Annotated in this window: 23 protein-coding genes, 4 pseudogenes and 2 other annotated features; of the genes and pseudogenes, 8 read left to right on the top strand and 19 right to left on the bottom strand. The window is 30.6% G+C overall.

The genetic code is table 11. The features are described from left to right. Positions 1 to 70: 70 nt before the first annotated feature. The 14 genes and pseudogenes from arcC to hflX form a co-directional block, all read right to left on the bottom strand. Entirely contained in the window at positions 71 to 1003 is a 933-nt protein-coding gene (gene arcC / locus B8869_RS08775) for a carbamate kinase (protein WP_084231257.1), read from the bottom strand. Positions 1004 to 1075: 72 nt separating this feature from the next. Next, positions 1076 to 2392 carry a YgeY family selenium metabolism-linked hydrolase gene (locus B8869_RS08770; RefSeq protein ID WP_084231256.1) on the bottom strand — a complete coding sequence of 439 codons (1317 nt, stop codon included), beginning with the start codon at positions 2390 to 2392 and terminating at the stop codon, positions 1076 to 1078. An 11-nt stretch (positions 2393 to 2403) separates the two neighbouring features. Continuing rightward, positions 2404 to 3594 (bottom strand): knotted carbamoyltransferase YgeW, encoded by a 1191-nt coding sequence (gene ygeW / locus B8869_RS08765; protein WP_084231255.1) that lies wholly within the window; start codon positions 3592 to 3594, stop codon positions 2404 to 2406. Next, positions 3595 to 4278, bottom strand: a complete 684-nt coding sequence (locus B8869_RS08760; protein WP_084231254.1) for a helix-turn-helix transcriptional regulator — start codon at positions 4276 to 4278, stop codon at positions 3595 to 3597. 410 nt (positions 4279 to 4688) lie between these two features. After that, positions 4689 to 4880, bottom strand: a complete 192-nt coding sequence (locus B8869_RS08755; RefSeq protein WP_268802075.1) for a 3H domain-containing protein — start codon at positions 4878 to 4880, stop codon at positions 4689 to 4691. Positions 4881 to 5153: 273 nt separating this feature from the next. Next, positions 5154 to 6539 (bottom strand): uracil-xanthine permease family protein, encoded by a 1386-nt coding sequence (locus tag B8869_RS08750; RefSeq protein WP_084231252.1) that lies wholly within the window; start codon positions 6537 to 6539, stop codon positions 5154 to 5156. Between the two features lie 95 nt (positions 6540 to 6634). Further along, on the bottom strand, positions 6635 to 7399 hold the full coding sequence (locus B8869_RS08745; RefSeq protein WP_084231251.1) for an ABC transporter ATP-binding protein: 765 nt from the start codon (positions 7397 to 7399) through the stop codon (positions 6635 to 6637). Then, a complete protein-coding gene (locus B8869_RS08740; RefSeq protein WP_084231250.1) occupies positions 7392 to 8285 on the bottom strand; it encodes an ABC transporter permease in 894 nt (297 codons plus the stop codon). The genes B8869_RS08745 and B8869_RS08740 overlap by 8 nt, the downstream gene beginning before the upstream one ends. 12 nt (positions 8286 to 8297) lie before the next feature. Continuing rightward, a complete protein-coding gene (locus B8869_RS08735) occupies positions 8298 to 9260 on the bottom strand; it encodes an ABC transporter substrate-binding protein (RefSeq protein ID WP_084231249.1) in 963 nt (320 codons plus the stop codon). Between the two features lie 44 nt (positions 9261 to 9304). After that, positions 9305 to 9517 (bottom strand) — a binding site (T-box leader). Positions 9518 to 9566: 49 nt separating this feature from the next. Continuing rightward, positions 9567 to 10538 (bottom strand): ABC transporter substrate-binding protein, encoded by a 972-nt coding sequence (locus tag B8869_RS08730; protein WP_084231248.1) that lies wholly within the window; start codon positions 10536 to 10538, stop codon positions 9567 to 9569. Between the two features lie 124 nt (positions 10539 to 10662). Further along, positions 10663 to 10901: a binding site (T-box leader), on the bottom strand. A 117-nt stretch (positions 10902 to 11018) separates the two neighbouring features. Further along, on the bottom strand, positions 11019 to 11519 hold the full coding sequence (locus B8869_RS08725) for a GNAT family N-acetyltransferase (protein ID WP_084231247.1): 501 nt from the start codon (positions 11517 to 11519) through the stop codon (positions 11019 to 11021). Between the two features lie 66 nt (positions 11520 to 11585). Continuing rightward, positions 11586 to 12296 carry an NAD(+) synthase gene (nadE, locus tag B8869_RS08720; RefSeq protein WP_084231246.1) on the bottom strand — a complete coding sequence of 237 codons (711 nt, stop codon included), beginning with the start codon at positions 12294 to 12296 and terminating at the stop codon, positions 11586 to 11588. A gap of 8 nt (positions 12297 to 12304) precedes the next feature. After that, positions 12305 to 12940: a YigZ family protein gene (locus B8869_RS08715; RefSeq protein ID WP_084231245.1), complete on the bottom strand. Its 636-nt coding sequence runs from the start codon at positions 12938 to 12940 to the stop codon at positions 12305 to 12307. Beyond that, positions 12940 to 14202 (bottom strand): annotated as a pseudogene (hflX, locus tag B8869_RS08710) (GTPase HflX). The gene B8869_RS08715 and the pseudogene hflX overlap by 1 nt, the downstream one beginning before the upstream one ends. Positions 14203 to 14292: 90 nt before the next feature. On the opposite strand from hflX, the gene B8869_RS11605 reads away from it, so the two are divergent. The 8 genes and pseudogenes from B8869_RS11605 to B8869_RS08680 all read left to right on the top strand — a co-directional run. Further along, complete coding sequence (locus tag B8869_RS11605) at positions 14293 to 14445, top strand: hypothetical protein (protein WP_159445254.1); 153 nt, start codon at positions 14293 to 14295, stop codon at positions 14443 to 14445. 204 nt (positions 14446 to 14649) lie between these two features. After that, positions 14650 to 15636 (top strand): IS30 family transposase, encoded by a 987-nt coding sequence (locus tag B8869_RS08705; RefSeq protein ID WP_084229742.1) that lies wholly within the window; start codon positions 14650 to 14652, stop codon positions 15634 to 15636. Between the two features lie 730 nt (positions 15637 to 16366). Next, positions 16367 to 16569, top strand: a pseudogene (locus tag B8869_RS12125) (hypothetical protein); the annotation flags it as partial. Between the two features lie 39 nt (positions 16570 to 16608). Continuing rightward, the gene (locus B8869_RS11790; protein WP_200805993.1) at positions 16609 to 16809 is read left to right on the top strand and encodes a hypothetical protein; all 201 of its coding nucleotides are present in this window, start codon (positions 16609 to 16611) and stop codon (positions 16807 to 16809) included. A gap of 376 nt (positions 16810 to 17185) precedes the next feature. Next, entirely contained in the window at positions 17186 to 17557 is a 372-nt protein-coding gene (locus tag B8869_RS08695; protein WP_084230694.1) for a plasmid mobilization protein, read from the top strand. 1 nt (position 17558) lies between these two features. Continuing rightward, positions 17559 to 17915: pseudogene (locus tag B8869_RS08690) on the top strand (relaxase/mobilization nuclease domain-containing protein); the annotation flags it as partial. Between the two features lie 538 nt (positions 17916 to 18453). Further along, entirely contained in the window at positions 18454 to 20271 is a 1818-nt protein-coding gene (gene ltrA, locus B8869_RS08685; protein ID WP_234989821.1) for a group II intron reverse transcriptase/maturase, read from the top strand. 96 nt (positions 20272 to 20367) lie between these two features. Beyond that, positions 20368 to 21366 (top strand): annotated as a pseudogene (locus tag B8869_RS08680) (relaxase family protein); the annotation flags it as partial. 300 nt (positions 21367 to 21666) lie between these two features. On the opposite strand, the gene B8869_RS08675 reads toward B8869_RS08680, so the two are convergent. The 5 genes from B8869_RS08675 to B8869_RS12120 form a co-directional block, all read right to left on the bottom strand. Further along, positions 21667 to 22359 carry an ABC transporter ATP-binding protein gene (locus B8869_RS08675; RefSeq protein WP_084231241.1) on the bottom strand — a complete coding sequence of 231 codons (693 nt, stop codon included), beginning with the start codon at positions 22357 to 22359 and terminating at the stop codon, positions 21667 to 21669. Continuing rightward, entirely contained in the window at positions 22360 to 24279 is a 1920-nt protein-coding gene (locus B8869_RS08670) for an ABC transporter permease family protein (RefSeq protein ID WP_084231240.1), read from the bottom strand. It lies immediately after the preceding gene. 64 nt (positions 24280 to 24343) lie between these two features. Then, positions 24344 to 24715 (bottom strand): hypothetical protein, encoded by a 372-nt coding sequence (locus B8869_RS08665; RefSeq protein ID WP_084231239.1) that lies wholly within the window; start codon positions 24713 to 24715, stop codon positions 24344 to 24346. Between the two features lie 124 nt (positions 24716 to 24839). Continuing rightward, complete coding sequence (locus B8869_RS08660) at positions 24840 to 25445, bottom strand: response regulator transcription factor (RefSeq protein ID WP_084231238.1); 606 nt, start codon at positions 25443 to 25445, stop codon at positions 24840 to 24842. Continuing rightward, positions 25417 to 26106 (bottom strand): sensor histidine kinase, encoded by a 690-nt coding sequence (locus B8869_RS12120; RefSeq protein WP_234989820.1) that lies wholly within the window; start codon positions 26104 to 26106, stop codon positions 25417 to 25419. Before B8869_RS12120 ends, B8869_RS08660 begins: the two co-directional genes overlap by 29 nt. Positions 26107 to 26954 lie beyond the last annotated feature (848 nt).

Raw genomic sequence — 26954 nt, 5'->3', positions numbered from 1 at the left:
ATCTGTTATCTATATTATAACAAATTAATTTGATCTTTTTATTATTTATTTTAAAATTAATAAATTATTTTTATTTATTAACTATTCTAGTTCCTGTTTCACCTTTTAGTGCAGCTTTTGCTTTCTCAAGAGATGTTATAAGAGCTTCTCTTCCTTCTTTGCTCTTAACAAATCCTACAGCAGCTTCTACTTTAGGAAGCATTGAACCTGCTCCAAATTCATTTGCATCAATATATGTTTGTACTTCTGCAATCGAAAGTTCATCAAGCCATTTTTCATCTTCTTTTCCGAAATTTATAGCAACTTTATCCACTGCTGTTAAGATGATAAGTGAATCAGCATTTAAAACTTCTGCTATCTTAGCTGATGTGAAGTCTTTATCTATAACTGCTGCAACGCCTTCTAAACCTGTTTCTGTTTTGATAACAGGGATTCCGCCGCCACCGCCACAGATGATTACAGCTTTTCCAACTAATGATTCAACAGCATCTTTTTCAACTATATCGATTGGCTTTGGTGATGGTACTACACGTCTAAATCCTCTTCCTGAGTCTTCTTTCATTGTGTAACCTTTTGTTGATTCAAGTTCTTTAGCTTCTTCTTCTGAATAGAAAGTTCCTATTGGTTTTGTAGGGTTTGCAAAAGCTTTGTCGTCTTTATCTACTAAAACTTGAGTTACTAATGTTACAACTGGTTTATTTATATTTCTCTTAGCTAATTCATTTCCGATAGCATTTTGTAAATGATAGCCTATGTATCCTTGGCTCATAGCTCCACATTCTGGGAATGGCATTGATGGAACAGATGCATCAGTTGCATTAGCTGTGCTCATAGCTAAATTTATCATACCAACTTGTGGTCCGTTTCCATGAGCTACTATTACTTCATTTCCCTCTTCAATTAAATCTACAATTGAAACTGCTGTGTGTTTTACAGCTTGTTGTTGTTCTTCTGGAGTATCTCCAAGTGCATTACCGCCTAATGCTAAAACTATTTTCTTCATTAATTTCTCCTCTTTTATTTAATTAAAAGAGCTCATGTAAAGGCATGAGCTCAAAGTTTATTTCCGTAACAATTATTTTGTATAAATAGTAGGAAGTGCTGCGTAAGTTGCTGCACAAGTTACTAAGTCTTGTTTGAATGTAACTTCGTTAGGTGCGTGTGCTTGGTCTTCAGCTCCTGGTCCAAAACCAATTACTGGAATACCATGACGTCCCATAATAGCTACTCCGTTTGTAGAGAAAGTCCATTTATCTGTAAGTGGTCTTGCAGCTCTCTTTTGTTGCTCTTTCTCAATTGGAGGAGCAATTCTTTCATCCCCATAAAGTCCTTTGTAAGCTTCTTCTAAAGCTTTTGTAACTTTGTGATCTTCTGGAATTACCCAAGTTGGGAAGTAAGCTTCTTGTTCATATGAAAGTCCTGTCCAAGATGGTCTTGAATAATCGTACATAGTTACTTTAGCACCATGTTTTTTAGCTGATGGCAAGTTTGCTATTTCAGCTATACAAGATTCCCAAGTTTCACCAGCTGTCATTCTTCTGTCTAATGAAATAGCACAAGAGTCAGCTACTGCACATCTTGATGGAGAAGTGAAGAAGATTTGAGAAGTTGTTACTGTTCCTCTTCCTAAGAATCTAGCTTCTTTCCATTCTGGGTTATATTTTTCATCTAACATCTTTACTAAACCTTTGATTTCTACTGAATCATCAGCTGGGTTTTCGTTAAGTTGTTCGATTTCTTTAAGAATGTCAGCCATTTTATAAATAGCATTGTCTCCTCTTTCTGGAGCTGAACCGTGGCAAGAAACTCCTTCTACTTCCACTCTGATTTCCATTCTTCCTCTTTGGCCTCTATAGATACCACCGTCAGTTGGCTCTGTAGAAACTACAAATTCAGGTTTGATTCCTTCTTTTTCTATCATATATAACCAGCAGTTTCCGTCACAGTCTTCTTCTTGAACTGTACCAGTAACTAAAACTCTGTATTTATCATTTAATAGACCTAAGTCTTTCATGATTTTTGCGCCGTATACAGCTGAAACAGGTCCGCCAAGTTGGTCAGAACCACCACGTCCACCGATTAGGTTTTCGTCTTCGAATCCATCGTATGGGTCGAATTCCCAGTTGTCGATGTTTCCGATACCTACTGTATCGATGTGTCCGTCAAATGCGATTTGGATATCTCCAGTTCCCATTTCACCAAGTACGTTACCTTGTCCGTCGATCCAAGCCTTATCGAATCCAACTTTTTCCATTTCTTCTTTGATTCTCTTAGCTTTATCGCCTTCTTCACATGATTCTCCCTTAAGTTTAATTAAATCTCTTAAGAAAGCTACCATGTCTGGTTCATATTCTTTTGCTTTTACTTTTATTGCTTCAAAATCTAAACTCATTATAACTCTCCTTATTTGTTAATTCTTGGAGTATCAGCGTTCCAAAGTTCTTCTAATTTTGCTTTAGGGTTCTTTATCTTTTGTAAGAATATCATAGCTGCAATTATATATGGTTTGTAGCTAGCTTCTTGATAAAGGTCTTTTCTATATCTATCGAATACAGATGCATCAACTTCTCCTTCATCAGTTGATACGCCAGTGATATCAGCTGGAAGTGGGTGACAGTAAAGAGCTTTTCCGTCTTTTGTTGTGCTCATTAATTCTTCAGTTACTGTCCAGTCTTTGTGATCTGCATTTTGTTTTAATAATTCTTTTTCTAATTCGTCGATTCCGTCGAAATCTCCTGCTGAGTAAAGGTTAGTTCTCTTTTCCATAGCAGCGAATGGAGCCCAAGATTTAGGATATACTATATCAGCATCTTTGAAAGCTTCAGCCATATCGTTAGTTACTGTGAAAGATCCGCCTGATTCTTCAGCGTTTTTCTTAGCGATTTCAACGATATCTTCCATTACTTCGTATCCTTCTGGATGAGCAAGTACTACGTCCATTCCAAGTCTTGACCAAAGTGCTATACCACCTTGTGGGCAAGATAATGGCTTTCCGTAAGATGGAGAATAAGCCCAAGTAAGAGCTACTTTTTTACCCTTTAGTGATTCAAGTCCATCAAAATAGTTTGCAAAGTGAAGTGTATCAGCCATCATTTGAGTTGGGTGATCTCTATCACATTGTAAAGATACTAATGTAGGTCTTTGGTTAAGAGTTCCTTCTTCGTATCCTCTTTGTACAGATTTTGCAAATTCCACTTGGTATTCGTGTCCTTGTCCGATGTACATATCGTCTCTGATACCTACAACATCAGCCATGAATGAAACCATGTTAGCTGTTTCAAGTAGAGTTTCTCCGTGAGCTATTTGGGATTTCTTTTCATCAAGATCTTGGACTTCAAGTCCTAATAAGTTACAAGCAGATGCGTATGAAAATCTTGTTCTTGTAGAGTTATCTCTGAAAATTGAAATACCTAATCCAGAATCAAAAATCTTAGCAGATTTATTGTTTTCCCTTAATTCTCTAATAGCATCAGCTACTACAAATACAGCTTCTAATTCTTCATCGCTTTTGTCCCAAGTTAGTAAAAAGTCATCTTGGTATAGATTTTCAAAATTTAAATCATCAAGCTTTCCTATCAATTCTTTAAATTCCATTTATTTCTCCTTCTTTACTCGCTCATTAGAGCTCTCAATATTTTTGATATACCTATAAATCGTCTGAATTGAAATGTCTAACATTTCAGCAACCTTATTCACAGCACCTTTGTACTTGAATACACCAAGGTTGTACATTTGTCTTATTGGGTTTTCATCATGATAAATGTGTCTGATCGGAATTGATCTGTCCCAGTAGATTAGTACATTATGTATGACGGCTTCTGTTATATCATCCAATGAATCTCCGAAATAATCTTTTCTATTTGAATCAGGAGACTCTTCAACTCCGTATAAAACAGATTCGTTATAGAAATCTCTAAACTTCAAATAATCAGTTAGGTCATAATTTATACTTATAAGACCTATTAGTTCATTAGCTTCTTTTATATAGTAAGTTGACGCTCTAAAAACCTTTTGATTTATTTCGTTTATCATTATGTAATTAGTAACATAATCGTTAGTCTTGTAGTCAGCTTTCATTATCTTTTTAAGGGCATATCCTGTTATTGAATCCCCTACTTTTCTACCTGAAAGATGGCCATTTACTATATAGATGATATCGCTTTCACCTTCATGAAAATTCCTAAGCACTACTTCACATTTCTTTCCTGTCACATTCGCCATGAAATCCACATAAGGTATGTAGGATTTTAAGAGTTGATTTTTTTCTATCTTATTCAACTTCTCACTCCTCTTGTTTATTCTATAATATTTTTTTCTAAAAATCAATATGTTTTAAGAAATTTTTCTTTAAACTTTCTGAAAATAAAGAATTTTTTAATTTTTTATCAATAAAATTTTTATTGACTAAAAACCAATCAATTTTTGTTACAATTTTTCAAAAAAAGTATACCATATTTAAAAATAGCACACAATAATTATTGGAATTTTTTTTCATTTTAATTAGCATTTTATTTATTTTTTTCAAATTTATGTACCAATTCCCCTATATCTCTAAAATTAAATTCTCAATTACGTTATTTTTTATACCAAATATATTTTTAAGTAATTAATCTCTTCATAATAAAAAAATTCCATAACTCGTATCCACGAATTATAGAATTTTTAATTATTTATTAAATTCTTCATCATTATTCCAATAGAAATTCTTTTTCTTTCAATTTTTCTTTTACTTCAAAAAGTATTTTTTCACTATCGGCCATTATGATATGGTAATGGTAGTTAGACGTTATGCCTTTTAATGGAATGCTTACACCTGATTCAAGTTGTTGCATAAATTTAGAAATATCTCTTCTAGATTTAATAATCAAATCTACTTTTATTACGCCACATAATAATGTGCCAAAATTACAACATCTTTTTCTTCTTTTAACTTTCTTAATTCCTCACAAAAATTCATCTCTCTCCTTTTCGATATCTCAAAGAAAATAGTGCCATCTATATTTACCACTGACAAGACAGTTATTATGTTTTTTGTGACTTGTCAATTAAGTCTCAATTATTTCTTTCAAAACAAAAGACACTTAGCAATTCACCAAGTGTTTTTTATCTACAATTTAATTTTATATTTTTTAAGTTTTATAAATTCAAACTTATTATTTTCTATCTATTTCTTCTCTTTCTCTCTTTTCTTCTTCAAGCGTCTTTTTAGGTAGGATTATATTTAAGAAAAATACCACCATTGTAGCTAAAATAACTGGAGATGAAGTAAGTATCATGTGTATTGTAGGATGAGCTGCTTCTAACAATTGTGTCGCTGCTTTCACTGAGTTAATTCCCATCCCAATAGCTATCCCAAGTCCAACTATAGTTGAATTTCTAACAGAAAGTTCTTCTGAAGTTATAAGCTTCATACCATTCATAGTTATTTGAGCAAATACAGAAATTGTAGCTCCACCTATTACACACTGTGGTATTGAAAGCATTACCCCACCAAACTTTGGTATAAAGCCTGCTATCAAAATCATAGCAGCTGTTATTGCAAGCACTTTTCTTGCAACTACTTTAGTCATAGACACAATCCCAACATTTTGTGAATATGTTGCTGTAGGAAGTGAACCTATAAACCCACCTACAATTGAAGAAATACCCATGGCTGTTATTCCACCAGAAATTTCTAAATCTGTAGCTTCTCTATCCATTCCACCTATAGTAGTAGAAGATAAATCCCCAACAGCTTGGACTGAATTAACTATAAACATTATTGCCATTACAAAAAGTGCAGATGGTACAAATTCTATGCCCATTGGTAAAATTTTAGGAAGTGTAAACCATGCTGCGTTTTGTGCATTTGAAAAATTAATAAATCCTGGAGCAACAGTAAAGTTCAATATAATAGAAGCAATATATCCTACAAACATCCCTACTAAGATTGCCGCTAATTTAATTATTCCCTTACCATACATATTGCAAATCAAAACTACTATAAGAGTTAAGATTGCAACTCCCCAATTATATATACTGCCGTACATTGGATTTCCATTTCCACCGGCCATATATCCAATTGCTACTGAGTATAAAGACAAACCAATTGTAAGCACTACAGTACCACTGACTATTGGTGGGAAATATTTCCTTATCTTTCCTATCAATAGCCCAACTACTATAGCTACAAATCCACCTACTATCTCCGCTCCGAAAACAGCCGGCATACCATATTTTAGTCCTATTTGTAAAAGAATAGGTATGTATGAAAATGATACCCCCATAATCACCGGTAACTTAGCACCGAATTTAAGTACGGGATACAATTGTATCATGGTTGCTATGGCTGCCAAAAACATTCCTGCTTGAATGATATAAATGGATTGTTCTGGAGCTATTTCGTGAGGTGTTCCTTTAAGTGCATTTGCTAAAACAAGTGCCGGAAGACTATTTCCTACAATCATAGCCAATAGATGTTGTAATGCTATGGGAAATGACCTTTGAAAACTTGGTTGTCCATCTACATCAAATAACGAATTATTATTATTTTTTCTCATATAAACCCCCTTATGTTAATATTTTAACCTTATTAATGCTTTATAGCAACCAAAAAACTCCAGATGCTCTGGAGTTCACTTTAATTTACATTTATTTATGCAATGCTTTTTTCAATATTTTCGTTATATTTCCTATTTAATTCCTCTTCAGTTATCTCTGAAGCTTTAACGTCTAATACAACTTTACCCTTGTTTAACATGATGATTCTGTCTGAATAGTCGATTGCATTTTTCAAATTGTGAGTAATCATAAGAGTTGTGATTTTCTCTCTTTTTATTAAATCTGCTGTCTTATCCATTATTATCTTAGATGTCTTTGGATCTAACGCCGCTGTGTGTTCATCTAACAATAGTAGAGATGGTTTTTTTAGAGTTGCCATCAAAAGTGAAAGAGATTGTCTTTGTCCACCTGAAAGGAATTTTACTTTTGTCTTTAGTTTATTTTCAAGTCCCAAGTCAACTTCCTTTAATTTATTTACTATTAAATTAACGTCTGTATTCTTTAACAATCTTGCAAATGAAAATCTCTCAGATTTCTTTAAAGATAGCGCCATATTTTCTAATATGTCTAATGATGGGCTAACCCCTTTTGATGGATCTTGACTTACTTTTCCTATATATATTGCTCTGTCTTTTTCTCCGAGCTTTGTTAGGTCAACTCCATTTAAATTTATAACTCCATCGTCCACTCCAATAGCACCACTTATCATATTGAATAGTGTACTCTTGCCACATCCGTTAGGTCCTAATATTGTAGTGCATTTGTTTTCTTCTATATTAAGTGAAAAGTTATCGAATATTTTATTTTCTTCTGGTGTTGATGGATAAAAAGTCTTGCTCAAATTTTCTATGCTAAGCATTTTTCTTCCTCCTATTTTGCATAAGTTTTAATCCGTATGTTGATGTAGCGTTGTTGTAAGCTATGAAAAGTATAACTATAAGTGCTGTTACCATCTTTAAACTTTGTGGGTCAAGCCCTTTGTATAGTGCAAGTCCTGCAATAAGTCTATATGCTATGGCTCCGATTATAGCTCTTGTTGTAACGCCTAATTTAGTTGAATTTCTTAAGAATGTATCTCCTATTATGATAGATGCAAGTCCTGTTACTATCATTGTGGCTCCCATGCCCGCATCTGCAAATCCATTGTATTGAGCCATTAAACTACCACTAAAAGCGATTATTGCATTTGAAATCATAAGACCAAACATTGTATAAAAGTCTGGGTTTTGACCAAGTGATTTTACAAGGGATTCGTTATCTCCTGTAACAAATAGAAGGTATCCTTTTTCTGTCCTGAAGAAATAATCTAATGCTAACTTAACTAAAATTACTATTATTCCAAGTAAAACTATTTTTGGAACATTCGGAAATTTAGTAAAAATTGTTTCACTGTTTATAAGAGGTACATTAGCTTTACCAGTTATCTTTAAATTTATTGAATATAAAATTGTCATAGTTAAGATACCAGCTAATAGAGCTTCTACTTTCAATTTTTTATATATTAGATATGTTATCCATCCGGCCAATAGTCCGCCTAAAAAGCTAAATGCCATTCCAACATATATATTCATTCCTTGAGTTACAAATCTTGCAAATATAAAAGCCCCAAGAGGGAATGTTCCCTCTAAAGATAAATCTGCTATTCTTAAAATCTTGTATGTGATTACAACCCCTATAGATAGTAGTGCGAATATAAGCCCCATCTCTACAGATGCTGTGACAACTGGTAATAATCTTTCTAACATTTCTTCCTCCGTTTAATTGCTAACTTCTTTTGCTCCTTCAAATAAATCTTTTTTATCTGACATATTTAGAGCTTGTGTTGTTGTCTTGTTGACAACTCTTGTTGAATCTTCTAAAAATACAACTGGTATATCAGCAGGTTTTTGTCCGTCAATTATTTTCTTAGCTATCTTAGCTGCTTCTTGACCTAACACATTGTAGTCTATGCCATCTGTTAAAAGCATTCCATTTTCTACCGGTCCTTCTTCTCCAGCTAATGATGGGATTTTATTTTCCATCAACACTTTTGAAATTGTTGTGGCTGCTGAAGATGCTAAATTATCTTGAATTGCAAAGTATGCATCAATCTTAGGAACTAAAGCTGTTATAGCTTGTGCTACATCATTTGTCGAACTCAAACCTTGTGCAACTATTTCTATTCCTTTTTTATCCGCAAATTCTTTTATTTGTTTTATTTGAGCTTCTGAATTAACCTCTCCTGTTGAGTAAAGAATTCCTATGCTCTTAGTTTCTGGGAAAAGCTCTAAAAACTTACTCAATTGAGTATCTACTGAAAAGTAATCTGAAACACCTGTCACATTAGCTCCTGGTTTTTCATTTGTGGCTACAAGCTCTGCACTTTCAGGATCTGTTACAGCATTGAATATTATAGGTATATCTCCCACAGCACTTTGAGCTCCTTGAGCAGCTGGAGTTGCTATTGCGTAAATTAAATCAACTCCTTGTCCTTCAAACTTCTTAGCTGTTGTAGGAATAAGTCCCATATCTGCTTGAACATTTACTACTTCAACATCAGCATCCACTCCTAAAGTCTTTAACTCTTCCACAAAACCTTCTCTTGCTCTATCAAGTGCAACGTGCTCTGCAAATTGTATGACTCCAACTTTTACTTTTTCTTTTGATTCCTTCGGTTGTTCAGATGTCTTTGCACATCCTACTAACAATAAGCCAATAAGTACTAACAATATTTTTTTCATCTTTCTTCCTCCTTTCAATAAAAAAGCCCTTCAACCCCTCTAATATGAGGGGCGAAGGACTAAACTCCGCGGTACCACCCTGATTCATAGTTTTAAAACTACATCTCATTTCTGATAACGACAGACACGTATCTACCTACTTTATTTCAATAGATAACCTGAGGAATGTATTAAAATACCGTTTAATATCGACTCTCAGCTTAGTCCGACTCTCTGTGATTAACCTTGTATTTCTTTCTTTCCTCAATAGGTTCTAATTAAATTAATATGAATTATAATGCTATATCGGTTTAAAGTCAAGATTAATTATTGAACTTTTTCTGCATCTTTTAAATTTTCTACATTTAGGTCAACGCCTAAAGCCTTTGCTGTTTTTTCATTTACAAGCTTTGTATTTATTTCATTTAACTCAACTGGAATGTTTGAAACCGACTCTCCATTTAAAATTTTAACGGCCATTCTTCCAGCTTGCTTACCTTGTTCTTTATAGTTAACACCTTCACTCATCAACAATCCATTTTTAACTTGCCCTTCTTCTGCAGATAGTGATGGAATATTATTTTTTATAAGTGTATCTGAAACTATAGGTGCTGCATTTGCAACCAAGTTATCAGTCAATGCGAATAGTGCATCTATCTTTGGAGCTATTGAAGCTACTGCTTGTGGAATATCATTAACTGCACTCACTCCAACTGTCTCAAGTTCAATTCCCCTCTTAGATAAATTACTCTTTAACTCTTGAATTTGAACTAAAGAATTTTGTTCTGAAGTGTTATAAATTACTCCGAAAGTTTTAACATTAGGGAATATTTTTAAGAAACTGTCAATTTGAGCTTCACTGCTCACATAGTCTGAAACTCCTGTCACATTTGCATCAGGATTTTCAAAAGTTTTAACAAGTTCCGCTCCTATAGGGTCAGTAACTGCACTGAATACTATTGGAATATCTGTGATTGTATTCTTAGCAGCTTGTGCAGCCGGAGTTGCTATCGCATAAATTAAATCAACTCCATCAGCCTTTAAACTTTGAGCAATTGTGTTAGTTAAAGACATATCTCCATTTGCAGATTGCTCCACAACTTCAACATCAAGTCCACTTTCCTTTAGCTGTTCAACGAACCCTTCTCTTGCTGCATCAAGAGAAACATGATCCATAAATTGTATAATTCCAACTTTTACTTTTTCTCCCTCTTGAACATCTTTTTCGGAAACTTTTTGATTGTTGCTTTGACACCCTACTAACAACAAAAGAACTAACAACGATAATAATTTTTTCATCTTTCTTTCTCCTCTTTTTTACACACAACTTATCTTAAAATTAGTTTTTAGAAATCTTTGTAGCTTATAACCAGCTCACTTTTATTTGTTGAATTAATCCATAAAATAAAAAAAGCTCCGTCCTACATAGGACGAAGCATCGTGGTACCACCTAATTTTATAATCTAATTTTATGTATAGATTACCTCACTAGCGTCAATAAACGCCTTGCCTTAGATAACGGTGGCCGCCGTAATAGTCTACTTAAAAATTTCTACCATTAAGCTCAAGAGTGAATATTACATACTTACTTTATATCGGCTCACACCAACTCCGACTCTCTTTGATAAAGATCCATATCTTTTTCTCTGTCTTAGCTTTAAATGTATTCTACTTTAAAGTGAAATAAATGTCAACAAGATTTTTTATAATTTTTTTATATTATTTACTTATCACAAATTAATTAATGCTTAGATAGTTGTACTTTTCTCCCAACAAGTTTCATTTATTGTTTAATTTCATGCAATATTTAAGTTCTTTAACGTCTTTTCCTCCTACATTATCATTTATGTACTCTCCACTATATTTAAATCCCATTCTCTCATAAAATTTTATAGCTCTTTTATTTTCTTCTAAGACATATAAAAATATATTTTCAAAATTCAATTTTGACAAATTATTTATTCCTTCTTTGGATAAAATTTTTCCAAGTCCATTTCCTGTATATTCAGGCAAAATATAGAGAGAAATTATTTCTCCCCAATCTTCCATTTCTAAAAATCTAGACTTTGAATAACTTAAAGTTCCTAAAAATTTTCCTTCATCTTCTAAAACTAAAGTGTTTATATTTTCTAAACTTAAAAAATCCACCCACTTCCCTGGTTCTATCGAATCCAAAAATTCTTTTGAAAATATATTACTGTAAGCTACTTTCCAACTTTTTTCATATATTTCACTTATTTTTAATTTATCATCTGTATCCAAAAGTGTTCTTACTTGCATGTATTTACTCCATTTTATTTTTATATTATAAAATAGGACACTGACTTAACAGTATCCTATCTAATATTATTTTCTGTGATATATTGAGGCAAATTTTCTCTTATGCTCTGAATTGTTGTGCATTCTCTCTATCTTCTTCGCAATTTCTTCCTCTACTTCTTCGCCCCTTATATATGCATTCAAAGCTGCATAGCTAAATCCCATTTCTTTTTCATCTGTTTGAGCTTCCCAAAGTCCAGCTGTCGGTTGTTTGTCTATAATCTTGTTTGGAACTCCAAGCTCTCTTGCCAAATCATAAACTTCATCTTTTAAGTATTCTGCAAGAGGAATTATATCAGACCCTGAATCGCCATATTTCGTATAATATCCAATATAAAATTCAGAAGCATTTGAACATCCAAGTACCAAGTATCCTAAATCTTGTGCATAGTAATAAAGAGTTGTCATTCTAAGACGTGGTTTTATATTTGACCTAGCCATTCTATTTTCAGAATTAAACGAACTTGAAATCAACTGTCTGTAAGTTTGAGTTAAATCTACCTTCTCAATTTTTAGTCCAATTGCCTCTGAAACTAATCTGGCGTCTTTTTCGTCCTCTTCATTGCTTTCACAAGGCATAATCAACCCTAGTGATGTATTTGGAAATGCACGTCTTGCAAGAGCTCCTACTACGGCTGAATCGATACCTCCGCTAAGCCCAATTATAACTCCTTTTGCACCCGCATTTTCAACTGTCTCTCTAATCCATTTTACTATATTTTCAACTTCTCTTTTCATAATTACCTCTAATAAAGTATTTTATTGTCTTTCACCGGCAGTAAAAGAGTGGTTATAACTCTATAATTCACTCCCCCGCCAGTCATATTGTTCATATCTTTTATAAGCTTTTCATCATCTAACCTTCTGTGCAAAATCACTTCAACTTTGTCAGAATAATTTTCTTTTAAAATCTTATATTCATTCTTCAACAAATAATTCGTTATGGCTCCATGAAAAGTATATTCATAAGAAAATGACATCTCTTCATGCTCTATCATAGATACCACAACTCCAGCATCAATCGCCACTTTTGCAGTCTTGGTATAAGCTCTTACAAGTCCACCCGCTCCTAAAAGAGTTCCGCCAAAATATCTCGTTGCAATTACAACTACATTTGTAAGATTTTCTTTTTTCAAAACTTCAAGCATCGGTATTCCCGCAGTGCCTGATGGCTCTCCATCGTCATTATATCGCTGAATTAGCTTGTCTTCGCCTATTATATATGCGCTACAATTGTGCGTTGCATCTCTATACTCTGCTTTTATCTTGTCTATTTTTTCTAAAGCCTCTTCTTCACTGCTGACTATAAAGCTATGTCCTATAAACTTAGATTTTTTCTCTATAAACTCGTCTTTTCCGTCTTTAAAAATGCTCAGAAACATTAGACAACAAACCTTTCATACTTTCTGAATTCAGCTTCACTTAAAATTACTTCTAAGCTCACCCCATCTTCTCTATACTCTAAATTTTCATGGTTGTGTTTATTTAAAATTTCAGACAATGTATCTGAATCCGCATATCCGATCAATAATTTTGCATTGTAAAATCTCTCCGGCAAATTATCTTCAATAGCCTTTAAGAGTTTGTCCATGCTTTCGTCATGAGTCGCTGAAATATATATTCTGTTCTCACCATGTCTTGGATTTATAAGTAAATCTCCACCTACTCTATCCATCTTGTTAAATACAGTTAGTATTCTGCTTCTATCAACTTTTAATTCTTCTAAGATATCCATAGTTGTCTTGTATTGAATTTCTAAATCCTCATTCGATGCATCTATTACATGAAGTATTAAATCTGAATGCTTTATCTCTTCAAGAGTTGACTTAAACGCCTCAACAAGTTTTGTAGGAAGTTTAGATACGAATCCAACCGTATCTGAGATTATAAAGTCCATGCCGTTTAATAATTTCGCCTTTCTTGAACTTGGGTCAAGAGTGGCGAATAGCATATCTTTTACAAACACTTCTTTTGCATCTGAAATCTTAATTCTATTTAAGATTGTAGACTTGCCCGCATTGGTATATCCAACCAAAGATACTATTGGAATCATGGAATTTTTTCTTCCGGTTCTTTGAGTTTCTCTAGTCTTTTCCGCTTTTTTTAATTTCTCTTTTATAGTTTAGATTTCTCTTAAAATTCTACGTCTGTCAGTTTCAATTATCTGCTCTCCAGGTCCTCTTGTACCAATTCCCCCTCCGGTTCTAGACCATCCATCAATCCCCAAAAGCCTTGGCAATTGATAGCTTAATTGAGCTAACTGAACTTGCAATTTCGCCTCATACGTTGAAGCACGTATTGCAAATATATCCAAAATCAAATTTGTTCTATCCAAAATTTTGACTTTTAATTCGTCCTCTATATTTCTAAGTTGAACTCCTGAAAGCTCATCGTTAAAGACAACAACATTTGCTTCAAGTGGTTTAATCATTTCCTTTATCTCTTGTATTTTTCCCGTACCAATTAAATACTTAGGAGAATACTTGTCTATATTTTGAGTTACCACTCCAACAACTTCTGCTCCAGCTGCTTTAACCAATTCTTCCAATTCATTTATTGAAGTTGCAAGGCTATGAGGTCTCGCCCCAATGTCCGTTCCAACTATTATTACTCTCTCTACTTTATTATTAATATTATTTTCCATAAATACATTATACAATAATTATAGCTATTTAGCTAAATTCTGTATTAAATTTGTGATAATGTGGTATAAATTTATAAAAGGCGGTGTAATATGTTAAAAAAATTATTGTTAAAAGGTGCTAAGAAAGCTGTTGTAAATAAAGTTACAGGCAAGAAAAGTTTATTTCCTACCAAAAGACTTGCCAAAATTGCTTATTTGGGAACTAAAATAAAAGCGAGAAATAAGTTTGGAAAATATATGTAAAAAAAAGGACCACATAAATATTTTAAATATTCATGTAGTCCTATTTTTTTAGGCTCTATAATATCTGTTGGGGAGTAAATCCCTAACAGATATTTTTATGCAGATAATTTATCATAACAAGTGCAACATAAATAAACTCATAGCTAATCAGCTGTGTTAATATGTAAGTGACCAAACAAAACATATTAAAAGGAGTGATTAACTATGAGCTATAACCATCTTACCATAGAAGAAAGATCTTGTATTTACCAATTTTTAAATTTAGGAATGAGTATAAGGAAAATTGCACAAGCACTTAAAAGGTCACCTAGTACAATATCTAGAGAAATTAAAAGAAATTCATCTAAGATAAAAGTTAGTAGGGGAAGTTACACTAAGTACTTTCCGATAAAGGCAAATGATAAATATATTGATAGAAGAAAAGACTGCCATAGAAAAAGTAAATTTTCTAAAGATGTTATTGATTATTTAACTGTAAAGATTAACGAACATTGGTCCCCTGAACAAATATCAAATAGAAACACAAATGAGATTCATGAATTACCATCTACATCAACGATATATAGAATGATACACGCCAAAAAGCTGCCAAAAACTAGTATGAAAAATTTGAGAAGAAAAGCTAAATTTAAAAGGCCAGCAGAAAAAAGAGGAAAATTCAATGATAAAGGTAGAACAATTAAGAAAAGACCTAAAGAGATATACAGAAGGCAAGAATTAGGCCACTGGGAAGCAGATACAGTGGAATCAGGCAGATTAGATCATAAAAGGAAAAGTAGATGTTGTTTCGTAACTTTAGCAGAAAGAAAATCTAGATATTATATAGCAATCCTAGTTGAAAATAGAAAGTCGGAAAGCGTAACACCAGCAATAATAAATGCATTAAAAGATTATCCAAAAGAATTAGTAAAAACAATAACCTTTGATAGAGGTAAAGAATTTTCAGAATTTGAGAAAATAGAAAAAGAATTAGGATGCAAAACTTATTTTTGTGATCCCTATTGTGCATGGCAAAAAGGTACAAATGAAAATAGTAACGGACTTTTGAGGGAGTTTTATCCTAAGGGTATGGATTTATCAGAAGTGAATATTGATGAATTAAATTATAACTTAAGTTTAATGAATAATAGACCTAGAAAATGTATAAAATATAAAACACCTAAAGAAGAACTTTTTGGTCTCTTACCATAGGTGTTGCATTTGATTTGACAATTCGTCTATAAAAAAGGAGGACTCCTGCTCTTGGGCATGGTTAGTCCTCTAAAATGAAAGAAACTCTTTCTAGTGTTAATAATATTTAATTTTTCATCAGAGTTATCTTGATGATAATCATAGTAAATTATAGAAAAAGGAATATTTACTTAGATCCATTATTGTTATTTTCATAAAGTAAGTCCTTTCCTTTTTTCTGAATTTATAAAGACCCTATTCTCACTAGATTATTTTCACTTGGTGAGAATAAATGCGAACTAAGTTTCTTGTCTTTAAAAGTGTAGTATAACTTAAATAAATTTATAAATCTGCTAACCTTTGTGCATATTTTTTAAACGATTACTATTTTGCATCACTGGTAAATATGATAGATATAGTAATAAAAATGTTTATGATAAAGATAGAAAAATATACTGATAGATACAGAGCTTTGCAAAAAATAGCTGAAGATATGAAATACGATTGTAATTAGCTTTTAGAATAAAACAAAGAGTTTCAAAATCGAATTTATAAAATGATTATAAGAAAGAATTAAGTATAGTTAGTAGTATTAAAAGGAAAATCTATGATAATAATTGATGGCAACAAAATTTATATTGAAGATAAAAATGTAACCAACGAAGACATTGCTCATGTTTATTTGTAAGGTAAAAGATAAAATAAGAAATATGATTAGGAGATTTTTTCAATATAAATTGATATCATAAAATTATCAGTTGCCCTATGGTTGACAATGAATTTTATTATAAGCACTCTAACCGTTTTTAAAATAATAGGTCAAATTATCATCAATTATCAATAACAAAAAATATGACGATAAATTCCTTTATACATTATGTAATTGTATTCTTGATTAGTACTCCAGTGTTTAAAGGTAGAATTAAACTCATACTTGGAGGAAATTATGAGTAATAGAAGGATATAAAAGTTATTACGTTAAGGATAATAAATATGACTAAACAAGATTGGATATTATTGAAAGAAATTAGAAAAATAAAAAAGTTGAGTGAGGAAGAACAACAAGAATATTGGACTAATAAATTTGATAAATTAGATTCATCAGACGATTTAAAAATTAGAAATTCTTTTAAAGCACTTAAAGAAGGAAATTATATTACAGTATTCTGGGCAGACAATATCCCTATCACTTAAATCTTACAAATAAAGGAGTCTCTTACAATCATTTTATTTCTAGGATAGAAAGTCATAATTATATAATGAAGTGGATATTCGGTATAATTGCTACGGTTATTGGTGCAGTTATTGGAGCTATTATAATTTCAAAATTAGGTTTTTAGATATAAAATTAAATATACGCTTAACGCTTATAACTTTAATAGCAAGCACAGTAAGTGTACGGACACTTACGAAAAAATTAATGGAGCAGACCTTTACGGTATGCTCCATTTTTTTAATTTTTACTTTGTACCCTCGCCTAATAGTTTCGACAATTCGAGCAAGCTCTCATTTGAAACTATTGGCTGGGGCAAACTTTTAGGGAGAACCCTAAGACCCCGAAATATATTTTATAAAGGAGAATAAAACGGCAAATAGATTTAGAAATAAAAGAATAGAAATAAAAGTAACTAAGGAAGAAAAGGAAGTTTTTGAAAAGAAAATAAAACTTGCAAACTGCAAAACTATGTCCCACTTTCTTAGAAAATGTGTATTGGAAAAAGAAATTTATGTAGTAGATTTAGAACCATTTAGAAACCTACAATGGCTACTTTCGAATGCAACAAATAATATAAACCAGATTGCAAAAGCTACTAATACAACTGGTGTTATATACAAAAATGAACTTGAATCTATGAATAAGCAGATAGAAAAATTATCAAGAGAAATATGGCAGATCCATACCCTACTTCTTAATAAATCAAAAGAAAGTTCTGGTGATTAGTATGGCAATTACAAAAATACATCCTATAAAATCAACTCTAAATTTGGCAATAGATTACATTACCAAGAGTGAAAAAACTGATGAAAAAATCTTGGTATCTTCATTCAAATGTCATCCATCTACTGCCCATATTCAATTTATGAAAACACGTGAAGACAATGATACTAAAGGTACAGTTTTGGCTAGACATTTAATTCAATCTTTTCTACCAGGAGAGGTTGATCCTATAAAAGCTCATCAAATTGGAATGGAATTATGCAAGAAAATTTTAAAAGAAGATTATGAATTTGTTCTTGCAACTCATGTAGATAGAGGGCATATCCATAATCATATTATTTGTGCGTCCATAAGGTACGAAGTAAATCCATTTTAGCAAAATGGTAGAATAGTAGTTTTAATATCTAAGGTCAATAACTAACTTAGAGGAGAAATCCAAAGAGGACAATAGCACGTTATTAAAGTCATAAGTTGGATAGATATCATTCCACGACTGAATGGCGAGACCTAAAGTTGATATGAGGATAAAATTTAAACTGATTGAATGCCAGTCCGAGGAACATTTGTGGTGGTCATAACGAAAGATATCTATATACGTTATGTTGAGTGTACCTATGTAGCGAAGATTAATGCATTAGGCAAAACTTTACACTCAATCCGCTTGCATAAGCATGAAAGGACGAAAAGCATATCCGACAATCAACGCTTGCTTTTTACTTCGATACTAAATGGAGATTACCTAAGTCAGAAAGCGAAAAAATGCTATGGTTTTAAGAACCTGAATATCTGATATGGTAACGGAGCCTTCGTAGTAATCCGAGAGAGATAATAACTCTCACATGGTGAAGGGAGGCAGTTTATTCATTCAATTCAGAGGAAAGGAAGGTGCGAGAGGCACTATGAGAAATCCCAACAATGTATTGATTAGTTTGAGAAAACATTCAAAAGAAGAAAACTACACTTACAAAAGATTGTATCGTAACCTGTACAACATAGACCTGTTCTTACAAGCATACCAAAATATTTATGCTAACGCAGGAAATATGACTAAATGTGTAGATAATCAAACAATAAGTGCAATGAGCTTAGAGAGAATTAACAAAATCATTGATTCACTAAAAGATGAAAGTTACTCACCCACACCAACAAAAAGAGTATATATTCCAAAGAAAAATGGGAAATTAAGACCATTAGGCATACCAAGTATTGACGATAAATTAGTACAGGAAGTATGTAGAATGTTATTAAATTCCATCTACGATGAAAGCTTTGAGGACACATCTCATGGCTTTAGAGATAATAGAAGTTGTCATACCGCTTTAAGACAAATTCAAAATAGATTCGTAAGATGTAAATGGTTTGTTGAAGGAGACATTAAAGGTTTCTTTGACAATATAGACCATAACATTATTATAGACATTCTATCCAAGCGTATTGACGATGAAAGGTTTCTAAGATTAATAAGAAAGTTTCTTAAAGCCGGATACATGAAACAAAATGAGTATCACAACACCTACAGTGGAATGCCACAAGGGTCAATAATAAGTCCCATACTTTCAAATATTTACTTGGATAAGTTTGACAAGTATATGCAAAATTACAAGGAAAGCTTTGATAAAGGTAATAAAAGAAAACAAAATAAGGAATATAAAGCTCTCTATGATAGAAGAAAAAGACTTGAAAATAAGTTAAGCAAGACAACCAATAAAAATGAAATAGATGATATTAAATCAGAAATTGAAGAGATAAACAAAAGATATTTCAATATACCTTGCTTAAATCCTATGAATGAAAACTTCAAGAGAATACAGTATGTTAGATATGCTGATGATTTCATTATCGGCATTATCGGTTCTAAGGCAGATGCTGAAAAGGTAAAACAAGACATTGGTCAATTTATCAAATCAGAATTAAACCTCGAACTATCTGATGAAAAAACGCTAGTAACAAAATCAACAGATAGAGCCAAGTTCCTAGGTTTTGATATCAGAGCAACTCCTGGAAGTAATCATACAAAAAGGACAAAAGCAGGTATAAAAGCAAGAAACTTTGGTGGTCATGTAAGACTTGAGCTATCAACTTCAACAATACAAAATAAGCTAATAGAGCTTGGGGCATTAAGAATTAAAAATTTAAATAGAAAAGAAGTATGGTTTCCTAAAGAAAGAACTAAGCTAACATCAAGAACAGACTTAAGCATATTAGACCAATATAACGGAGAAATCAGAGGATTCTGTAACTATTACAGACACGCAAATAATTCTTCAAAGCTCCATAAGTTTAGATACATTATGGAATATAGTCTGTATAAAACATTGGCTTGCAAATATAGAACAAAGGTAACGGATATTATAACTAGATACCGTACTGATAAAGACTTTGGTATAAGTTATACAGATAAAAACGGGAATAACAAAACTCGTTTACTTTGGAAAGACAGCTTGGCTAGAAAAGAATTTCCCCAATGTGATAATGCTGATGTCATTCATAAGCAAAAATTCTATCCTAAGAAACCAACGCTAGGTTTAAGATTAAAAAATAATAAGTGTGAATGGTGCGGGAAAGAAACTAATAATCTAAAAGTGTATCAAGTGAAAAAGATTAAAGACTTAACTGATGAATATGCTTGGCATATTTTTATGAAAAGCATTAATAGAAAAACTCTAGTAATTTGTAATGAATGTTTTAAAAAAATTAACAACTCAAATGAAGAATAAATGGAAAGCCGTATACATCGAGAGGTGTACGTACGGTTTGGGGGCGAGTATCTAAAAACCTACATTAGAAATAATGCAAGGCGTTGGATACTTAGCCTGCTTAATAATGTTAATTACAAGACTGGTAAATGCTACCAATCTAACAAAAAAACTTACCATAAAATCAGGTATCAAAGTGACGAATTATGTAAAGAAAATAAGATTTCAGTCATTGATGAATATTATGAAGCTTATAAAAGAAAATATAAAACTGCTGGTAAATCTTGGTATGAATTTGACCAAAGTAAGAAAGGAAGTTCCTGGAAATCTAAAATGCAATTTGATATAGATAGAATGATTAATAAGTCTAACTCCTGGGAAGAGTTTTTAGAAAATATGAAATCTCTTGATTATGAAATTAAATTTGGTAAACACATTGCTTTTCGTGATAAAGATAAGCAAAGATTTACAAGAGCAAAGACTATCGGAGAAGATTATACTGAAGAAAAAATTAAAGAAAGAATATATTTAGCTATCAAAAATAAAGCTAATCCTATAAAAAAACGAATAGGAAATGTTATTGATATATCTACTAATAAAAAAGCTCAATCCTCAAAAGGTTATGAAGTTTGGGCAAGAAAACATAATATCAAAACAATGGCTGATTCAATAATTAAATTAAGAGAACAAGGAATTAATTCAATTACTCAACTCGATGATCTAATCAAAAAATCTGCTGATGATAGACAAGACTTATTAGATAAAATAAAGAAGATTGAAACTGAAATGAAGAGTTTATCCCAGGATATGGAAAATATAAATAATATAAATAAGTATCGTGAAATCTATAAATACCATAAGAAAAATCCTGAAGATAAACAATTTACACAAGAATATTATAGTGAACTTGCCGTCTATAAAATAGCTGCTAAAGAAATATTAGAAAGATATAAAAAGCTTCCAAATACAAAAGAAATATTAACGAGACTTGATAAATTGCAAGAAAAAAAGAACACCCTTATGCAAGAGTATTCTTTAAATAAAGAACAATTTTCTGACCTTGTTCAGTATAGGAAAAACTATGAAAATTATTATGGAAAGGAAGTAGAGAGGTAAAAAGCTATAAGCAGATAAACTTATAGCTTTGGTCAACAATAATTCCCCTATATTAGTAATCCTATTGCACGAGTGCTGTTAGTTTCGGTATTATATTCTGCTTAGTTAGAACTTACTGATTCTAACAATAAACCTTGAACAATAACTACTAAACTTTCCTGATTATTTTTTTGCTTTTTGATAATCAAAATATAATCTATCATTATCTACAATATTTTTTATGGCATTTCTTTTATTTATGAAATAAAGATCTCTATATTAAATAAACTATAAAAAATGGTTCTTTAAGTAAAATATATATTAATAGCTGAGAGATAATTTGCCTTCTTTTAAAATATAAACGTTTCTTACATATTTAGTAAATTCACTATTATGTGTGACTATAACTATTGTTTTTCCAAAATTATCATTTAAATATTTTAGCATTCTAATTATCTGTTCTGTATTTGCACTATCCAAATTCCCAGTAGGCTCATCAGCAAAAATGACACCTGGATCATTCATTAATGATCTAATTATAGCTACTCTTTGTAGTTCTCCACCGGAAATTTCGTAAGAGTATTTATTATAAATATTATATAACCCAAATTCTTCTAAATATTTTAATGCTTTATTTTTAGATTCCTCTGGAGATTTCTTAGCTATAAGGCTTGGCAGTATGATATTATCCAATATGTTTATTGACGGTAATATTTTAAAATCCTGAAAAACATATCCTATTTTATTTTTTCTAAGTTTTGCAACCTCAGAAAAAGTTATTTTTCTGATACTTTTCCCGAAAAATAATACTTCTCCTGAATCTATATTATTATCAATTAGCCCAATTATCTTTAGAAGAGTGCTTTTCCCACTACCTGATGGCCCCATAATAGCTATAAAGTCATTATCATATATGTCTAGGTTTAAATTATATAATACCTTTTGACAATAGATTCCTTTTTCCCCTTGACCATATGATTTACATAAATTTTCAACTTTAATAATTTCATTCATTTAATCATTCACCTCAATACGGTTTAACTTCAATTTTTTTGTAAGATTTTTTGAAATTTTCAAATAGACAATTATTTCAAATGATATAAACAACATTAATATAATGTCAAAACCACAAACTCCAAACTTTGTAAGTTCTAAGAAACTTGCAAGTGATTTTTCCGTTTCAATATCAATGTAAAAAGGAAAAATAGCAATCAATGGAACTACTAAATAAGTAATTATTGCCGGTTTGAAATATATTAAAAATATTTCTTTGCGTAACAACCTATATCTACTACCACCCATTCCAAGTAAATCTAATAATTGATATTTTTCTAAAATAAAATTAAAATCGTTTCTAATTTTTATCTTATATAAATATAAAATAAATCCTTTTATTGCAATTACTATTAAAGCAACTGTGATAACCATTAATTTTTGAGAATTTTTCAATAAATTTACTATTACATCTTTATAATATACAGAAATTTTATCATTTTTCTTTGCAATGTCATTTATTTCATTGGTTAATGTTCTCCCATAATTGCCATTATATCTAATCAATTCTGAATAATGAATGTCATTCACATTTTCTGGAGTCAATTCTTTGAAGTCTTCATCTGACAATATTACCCAATCGCTCCATTCAACTAATCCTCTAAACACATATCTACCATCTAAGGAATTTATTATTATGTCTTTATTTTTTTTGCCACTACTTATATGGAAGTTCTGTTTTTCTCCCTCATAAACAATCCAATTGTCATTATTTGATGTTGTTTCAATCAATTTCCCATGTCCATTATTTAAATGTAATTTTTCATCAAGTATCTTATTATAAAAAGATTCAGAGGTTACATTATATTCAGTAATACCTAGTTGTACTGTGTAAGATGGAAATATTACTGATTTTTCTACTTTATTTGCGTCTATATTCAAATCTTTTAAATCTTCTATCTTATCACCAACAATTAAAGTGTCATAAATATATGGTTTTTCTATATCTTTATCTAAAACACTTCCCCAGTAGGAAAGTAAAAATATGCTAAATACATACATCAGTATAAAGGCACTTATGGTATTTGAATTTACTACAATATTATTTAATTTTCTATGTCTATTAAAACTACTATCTAAGGCAATACTTTCTATAACTTTATTATTTTTACGAAGTTTCACTGGATAACTAAATACGGCTATATTCCTTAAAATTGTATAGCCTAAACTGAAAGAAAATAAATAAAACACAATTCCCGTACTAAAAGGAATCACTCTTAGAGAATATAAGGTCGCAAAAATAAAGCTGATTATTATCAGTAAAATAGCAAATATTTTATCTTTTTTATAACTTTTATTATGATGTCTCTTATCTACTTTACTCTCTACATAAAGTCTATCTCCTTCATTGAAAAGTATACAAGCACTATTATATATAGATGACATTAAAATAATAACTCCCAATATTATAATAGTGCTTATATATATTGAAAAATCTATCTTGATTGGAAAGGAATTTATATCAAACATTGAATTTATTGCTATATAAAGTATTTTAGTAGAAAAATAAAGAAATAATGAGCCTAACAGAACGCTTAAAATGTAAACAATGATTCCAAATATTAAATTTAAGGCTATTATTTCTAATCCATCTGCTCCAAAAAGTTTATAAAGATAAAATAAATCTCCTCTACTCTTCGCAAAATTAAAATATGCATAAAAAAAATATCCTATAAATATAATTTTTATAAACTTTATTATTGTCTTATAAGTATAATATTCCATCATAAATGCACCATATTTATTGAAAGAGTAAAATATTGATTGCAAAACCATCGGTAAAATATTAAAGATCATCACTGTTAAAGCTCCTATAAACAGGACTGATATACAATCTTTTTTCTTTATGTTTGTTTGTAAAAATAATTTTGTTAAATACATATAACCCTCTATTAAATTAATATTAACGTAGATTCAGCACTATAAAATAACAATTATTAAGTTTTTAATTTCCCAACACTTCTTTAGTTAAACGTTTTTGAGTAATTTCCTCAACCCCTATAATTTTTTCTTTTTCATCTCTACGGACAATCAAAAGTATTCCATCACCAGAATCATTATTTGAATAAACAAAACCAACATATCTACCATTCTTTTTTGCAACTTCTATAGGATCAAAAAAACCTTTTACTAGATTGCCATTATATGTTAATTTATCATTTGAATATTTAAGATTTGGAATATTAACCTCAGAAAAATATTGTTCAACATTTGCTGGATTATTATTTTCATGTGCTTTTTTATTAATAAATATAAAAATAACACCAAAAATCAATACACATACAATCATAATAGAAAACACATTTTTTTTAGTCATCCTTAATTATCTCCTTTAAATATTATTAACTTTCTACTTCTTCTTCAATTTTATATATTTTCAATTCCTATTTCAGCTAACTTTTGTGAATAAAAACCTGCTAACAAAATTCTAATGCTTGTCTCTAAAATGAATCAACGTATCCTAATTCACGCACTTTATCAATCATTTCCTGGTAATTCCGAACACCTAACTTTTGGTATATTCTTGATAAGGATACGGCTAGGCTCCGTACATTTGTATTTAGTTCTTTAGCTAGCTCTTTCCTTGATAACCCCTTTGAATATAGGTTAACTATCTGAATTTCACTTTTTGTTAATGGCTCTAACATATGGTTTTCTTCTGGAAAGATGACTTTGCCTTTCAGGGCGATGGATTTTATGTCTTCTATTAGTTTAGATGTCTCTTCTTCTTTGGAAATAAATCCTTTACATCCAATTTTTTTTGCTCTTTTAATATAGAAGTCTAATTTATAGGCTGTTAATATTACAATTTTTAGATCTTCATACTTATTAATCAGTTCTTCAGACACATCTAAACCATTTATTGTTCCTTCTATACCTGTCAAATTTATATCTACTAGTAACAAGTCATAGTTAAGGATGGATTCATTGATACTAAGGTCTTTAACATTATTTACTATATCTACAGAAATAGATTCGTCCGTCGCTAAGCTCATTTTTAAAGACGTTGCAACCATTTTATGATCTTCTATTAATAAGATTTTCATTTACTACACTCCTCTCTACTGGAACTTCTATTTTAAATTTTACAAATGATTCATCTAGTTCATTTTGATTATTGGAAAAATTAAAATCAAATTTTCCGCCATATTCTCTTAAGTTCAATCTTAATATATTTAATCCTATATTTCCCTCTACTATTTTTTCTTCATCTTCTAAATAGTCTCCATAATTTTTTATGGTAAGATGAATTTTATCTTCTGAATTTATAAGAACAATGTCTGTACTATATCCTTTTGAATGTTTTAATGTATTTATTAATAATTCATTGATACATTTGTAAATCAATTCAGCATACGGACTGGGTAGATCTATATTTCCATCACATTCAAATTCTATAAGCATTTCATTATCTAAATACATGTTTTCTATATCAACTATAAGTCTGTTATATGCGTCATATAGAGAGCTATAATCATTTAGCATTGGATTGAATGAATTTATTTGATGTCGAATCAAATCATTTAACTTATCTAGATTTTCTATAATGTATTTTTTGCCAGAGCCTGAAAGATTATCTTCTATCCACCTTCTTATAGCTACTATAATCTGTAGAATGTCATCATGTAAAAATGTCTGTATCTTTAAAGTATTCAGTTTATCAATTTCTAAATTTCTATGTTTTTCAACATAATAGTTATCAAACATCTCCTCAAAAGTTATATAATTGGATTTTTTATGTTTTTCGAACAGGCTAAATTCTACCAAAACCATGAAAAAGCTTAAAGAAAATAATATAACTCCTAAAAAAGAAAATGTTGTTAAATACAACATAGTAAATAAAATAATAAATTCAGGAAATATTTTTCTCAAAGAATTGGAAAAATATATTAAACCATTTTTTATTTTTGACTTACTTATTCTATATAGCAATGCCGATTCAATAAAGATGCATGTAAATAATTGATACTCGCTGATAGACACTAGACCTATGTTTTCATACTTTTTATATATGATAAAACTTGTAATATATAAAATTTGTAATACTATAACTAAACTACTTTCATATTTTCGAATCTGTCTATCCAATATAAATAAGATGCTTGGAGTCAACATTAGAATAATAACCACCCAATTAAATAGTAAAGATGATAAAGATACATTCAATTTCATCAAAATGATTGACATAAACAATCCTATTGTAGTAATTGACATAATATATTTAATTTTATTTGTTGGTCTTGTTAGATTAAAAGTTGCAAAAATTATTAAACTATATATTAATAATTCGATATATTTTCCTGTTAACAATTCTCTTAATATTAAGTCTTCTAAAAAAGTGAAAATTATAAATAACTCAACTATTAAGCTATGAATCACTATATAATCTTTTTCAGAATTTAATACACATACAACATAAGCTATAAAGTTCATAATACTCAGTAAAAATACTATTATAATCCCCATATCTAATGTCTGTTGATATTTTATAAATGGTGCTATTGGCATAAACAAAATAAATTGCAATAATATATGTGTAATTAAAATAAATTTTT

Source organism: Peptoniphilus asaccharolyticus DSM 20463, assembly GCF_900176115.1.
Lineage (GTDB): Bacteria > Bacillota > Clostridia > Tissierellales > Peptoniphilaceae > Peptoniphilus > Peptoniphilus asaccharolyticus.
Note: the sequence above shows the minus strand (reverse complement) of the source record. Positions and strands in the feature narration are given on the sequence as shown.

What these genes read in the sequence shown, in the direction of transcription:
- arcC (WP_084231257.1), bottom strand. Translation starts at nt 1,003, where the DNA reads ATGAAGAAAATAGTTTTAGCATTAGGCGGTAATGCACTTGGAGATACT.
- B8869_RS08770 (WP_084231256.1), bottom strand. Translation starts at nt 2,392, where the DNA reads ATGAGTTTAGATTTTGAAGCAATAAAAGTAAAAGCAAAAGAATATGAA.
- ygeW (WP_084231255.1), bottom strand. Translation starts at nt 3,594, where the DNA reads ATGGAATTTAAAGAATTGATAGGAAAGCTTGATGATTTAAATTTTGAA.
- B8869_RS08750 (WP_084231252.1), bottom strand. Translation starts at nt 6,539, where the DNA reads ATGAGAAAAAATAATAATAATTCGTTATTTGATGTAGATGGACAACCA.
- B8869_RS08745 (WP_084231251.1), bottom strand. Translation starts at nt 7,399, where the DNA reads ATGCTTAGCATAGAAAATTTGAGCAAGACTTTTTATCCATCAACACCA.
- B8869_RS08740 (WP_084231250.1), bottom strand. Translation starts at nt 8,285, where the DNA reads ATGTTAGAAAGATTATTACCAGTTGTCACAGCATCTGTAGAGATGGGG.
- B8869_RS08735 (WP_084231249.1), bottom strand. Translation starts at nt 9,260, where the DNA reads ATGAAAAAAATATTGTTAGTACTTATTGGCTTATTGTTAGTAGGATGT.
- B8869_RS08730 (WP_084231248.1), bottom strand. Translation starts at nt 10,538, where the DNA reads ATGAAAAAATTATTATCGTTGTTAGTTCTTTTGTTGTTAGTAGGGTGT.
- B8869_RS08725 (WP_084231247.1), bottom strand. Translation starts at nt 11,519, where the DNA reads ATGCAAGTAAGAACACTTTTGGATACAGATGATAAATTAAAAATAAGT.
- nadE (WP_084231246.1), bottom strand. Translation starts at nt 12,296, where the DNA reads ATGAAAAGAGAAGTTGAAAATATAGTAAAATGGATTAGAGAGACAGTT.
- B8869_RS08715 (WP_084231245.1), bottom strand. Translation starts at nt 12,940, where the DNA reads ATGTTTCTGAGCATTTTTAAAGACGGAAAAGACGAGTTTATAGAGAAA.
- B8869_RS11605 (WP_159445254.1), top strand. Translation starts at nt 14,293, where the DNA reads ATGTTAAAAAAATTATTGTTAAAAGGTGCTAAGAAAGCTGTTGTAAAT.
- B8869_RS08705 (WP_084229742.1), top strand. Translation starts at nt 14,650, where the DNA reads ATGAGCTATAACCATCTTACCATAGAAGAAAGATCTTGTATTTACCAA.
- B8869_RS11790 (WP_200805993.1), top strand. Translation starts at nt 16,609, where the DNA reads ATGACTAAACAAGATTGGATATTATTGAAAGAAATTAGAAAAATAAAA.
- ltrA (WP_234989821.1), top strand. Translation starts at nt 18,454, where the DNA reads ATGAGAAATCCCAACAATGTATTGATTAGTTTGAGAAAACATTCAAAA.
- B8869_RS08675 (WP_084231241.1), bottom strand. Translation starts at nt 22,359, where the DNA reads ATGAATGAAATTATTAAAGTTGAAAATTTATGTAAATCATATGGTCAA.
- B8869_RS08670 (WP_084231240.1), bottom strand. Translation starts at nt 24,279, where the DNA reads ATGTATTTAACAAAATTATTTTTACAAACAAACATAAAGAAAAAAGAT.
- B8869_RS08665 (WP_084231239.1), bottom strand. Translation starts at nt 24,715, where the DNA reads ATGACTAAAAAAAATGTGTTTTCTATTATGATTGTATGTGTATTGATT.
- B8869_RS08660 (WP_084231238.1), bottom strand. Translation starts at nt 25,445, where the DNA reads ATGAAAATCTTATTAATAGAAGATCATAAAATGGTTGCAACGTCTTTA.
- B8869_RS12120 (WP_234989820.1), bottom strand. Translation starts at nt 26,106, where the DNA reads ATGTTTGATAACTATTATGTTGAAAAACATAGAAATTTAGAAATTGAT.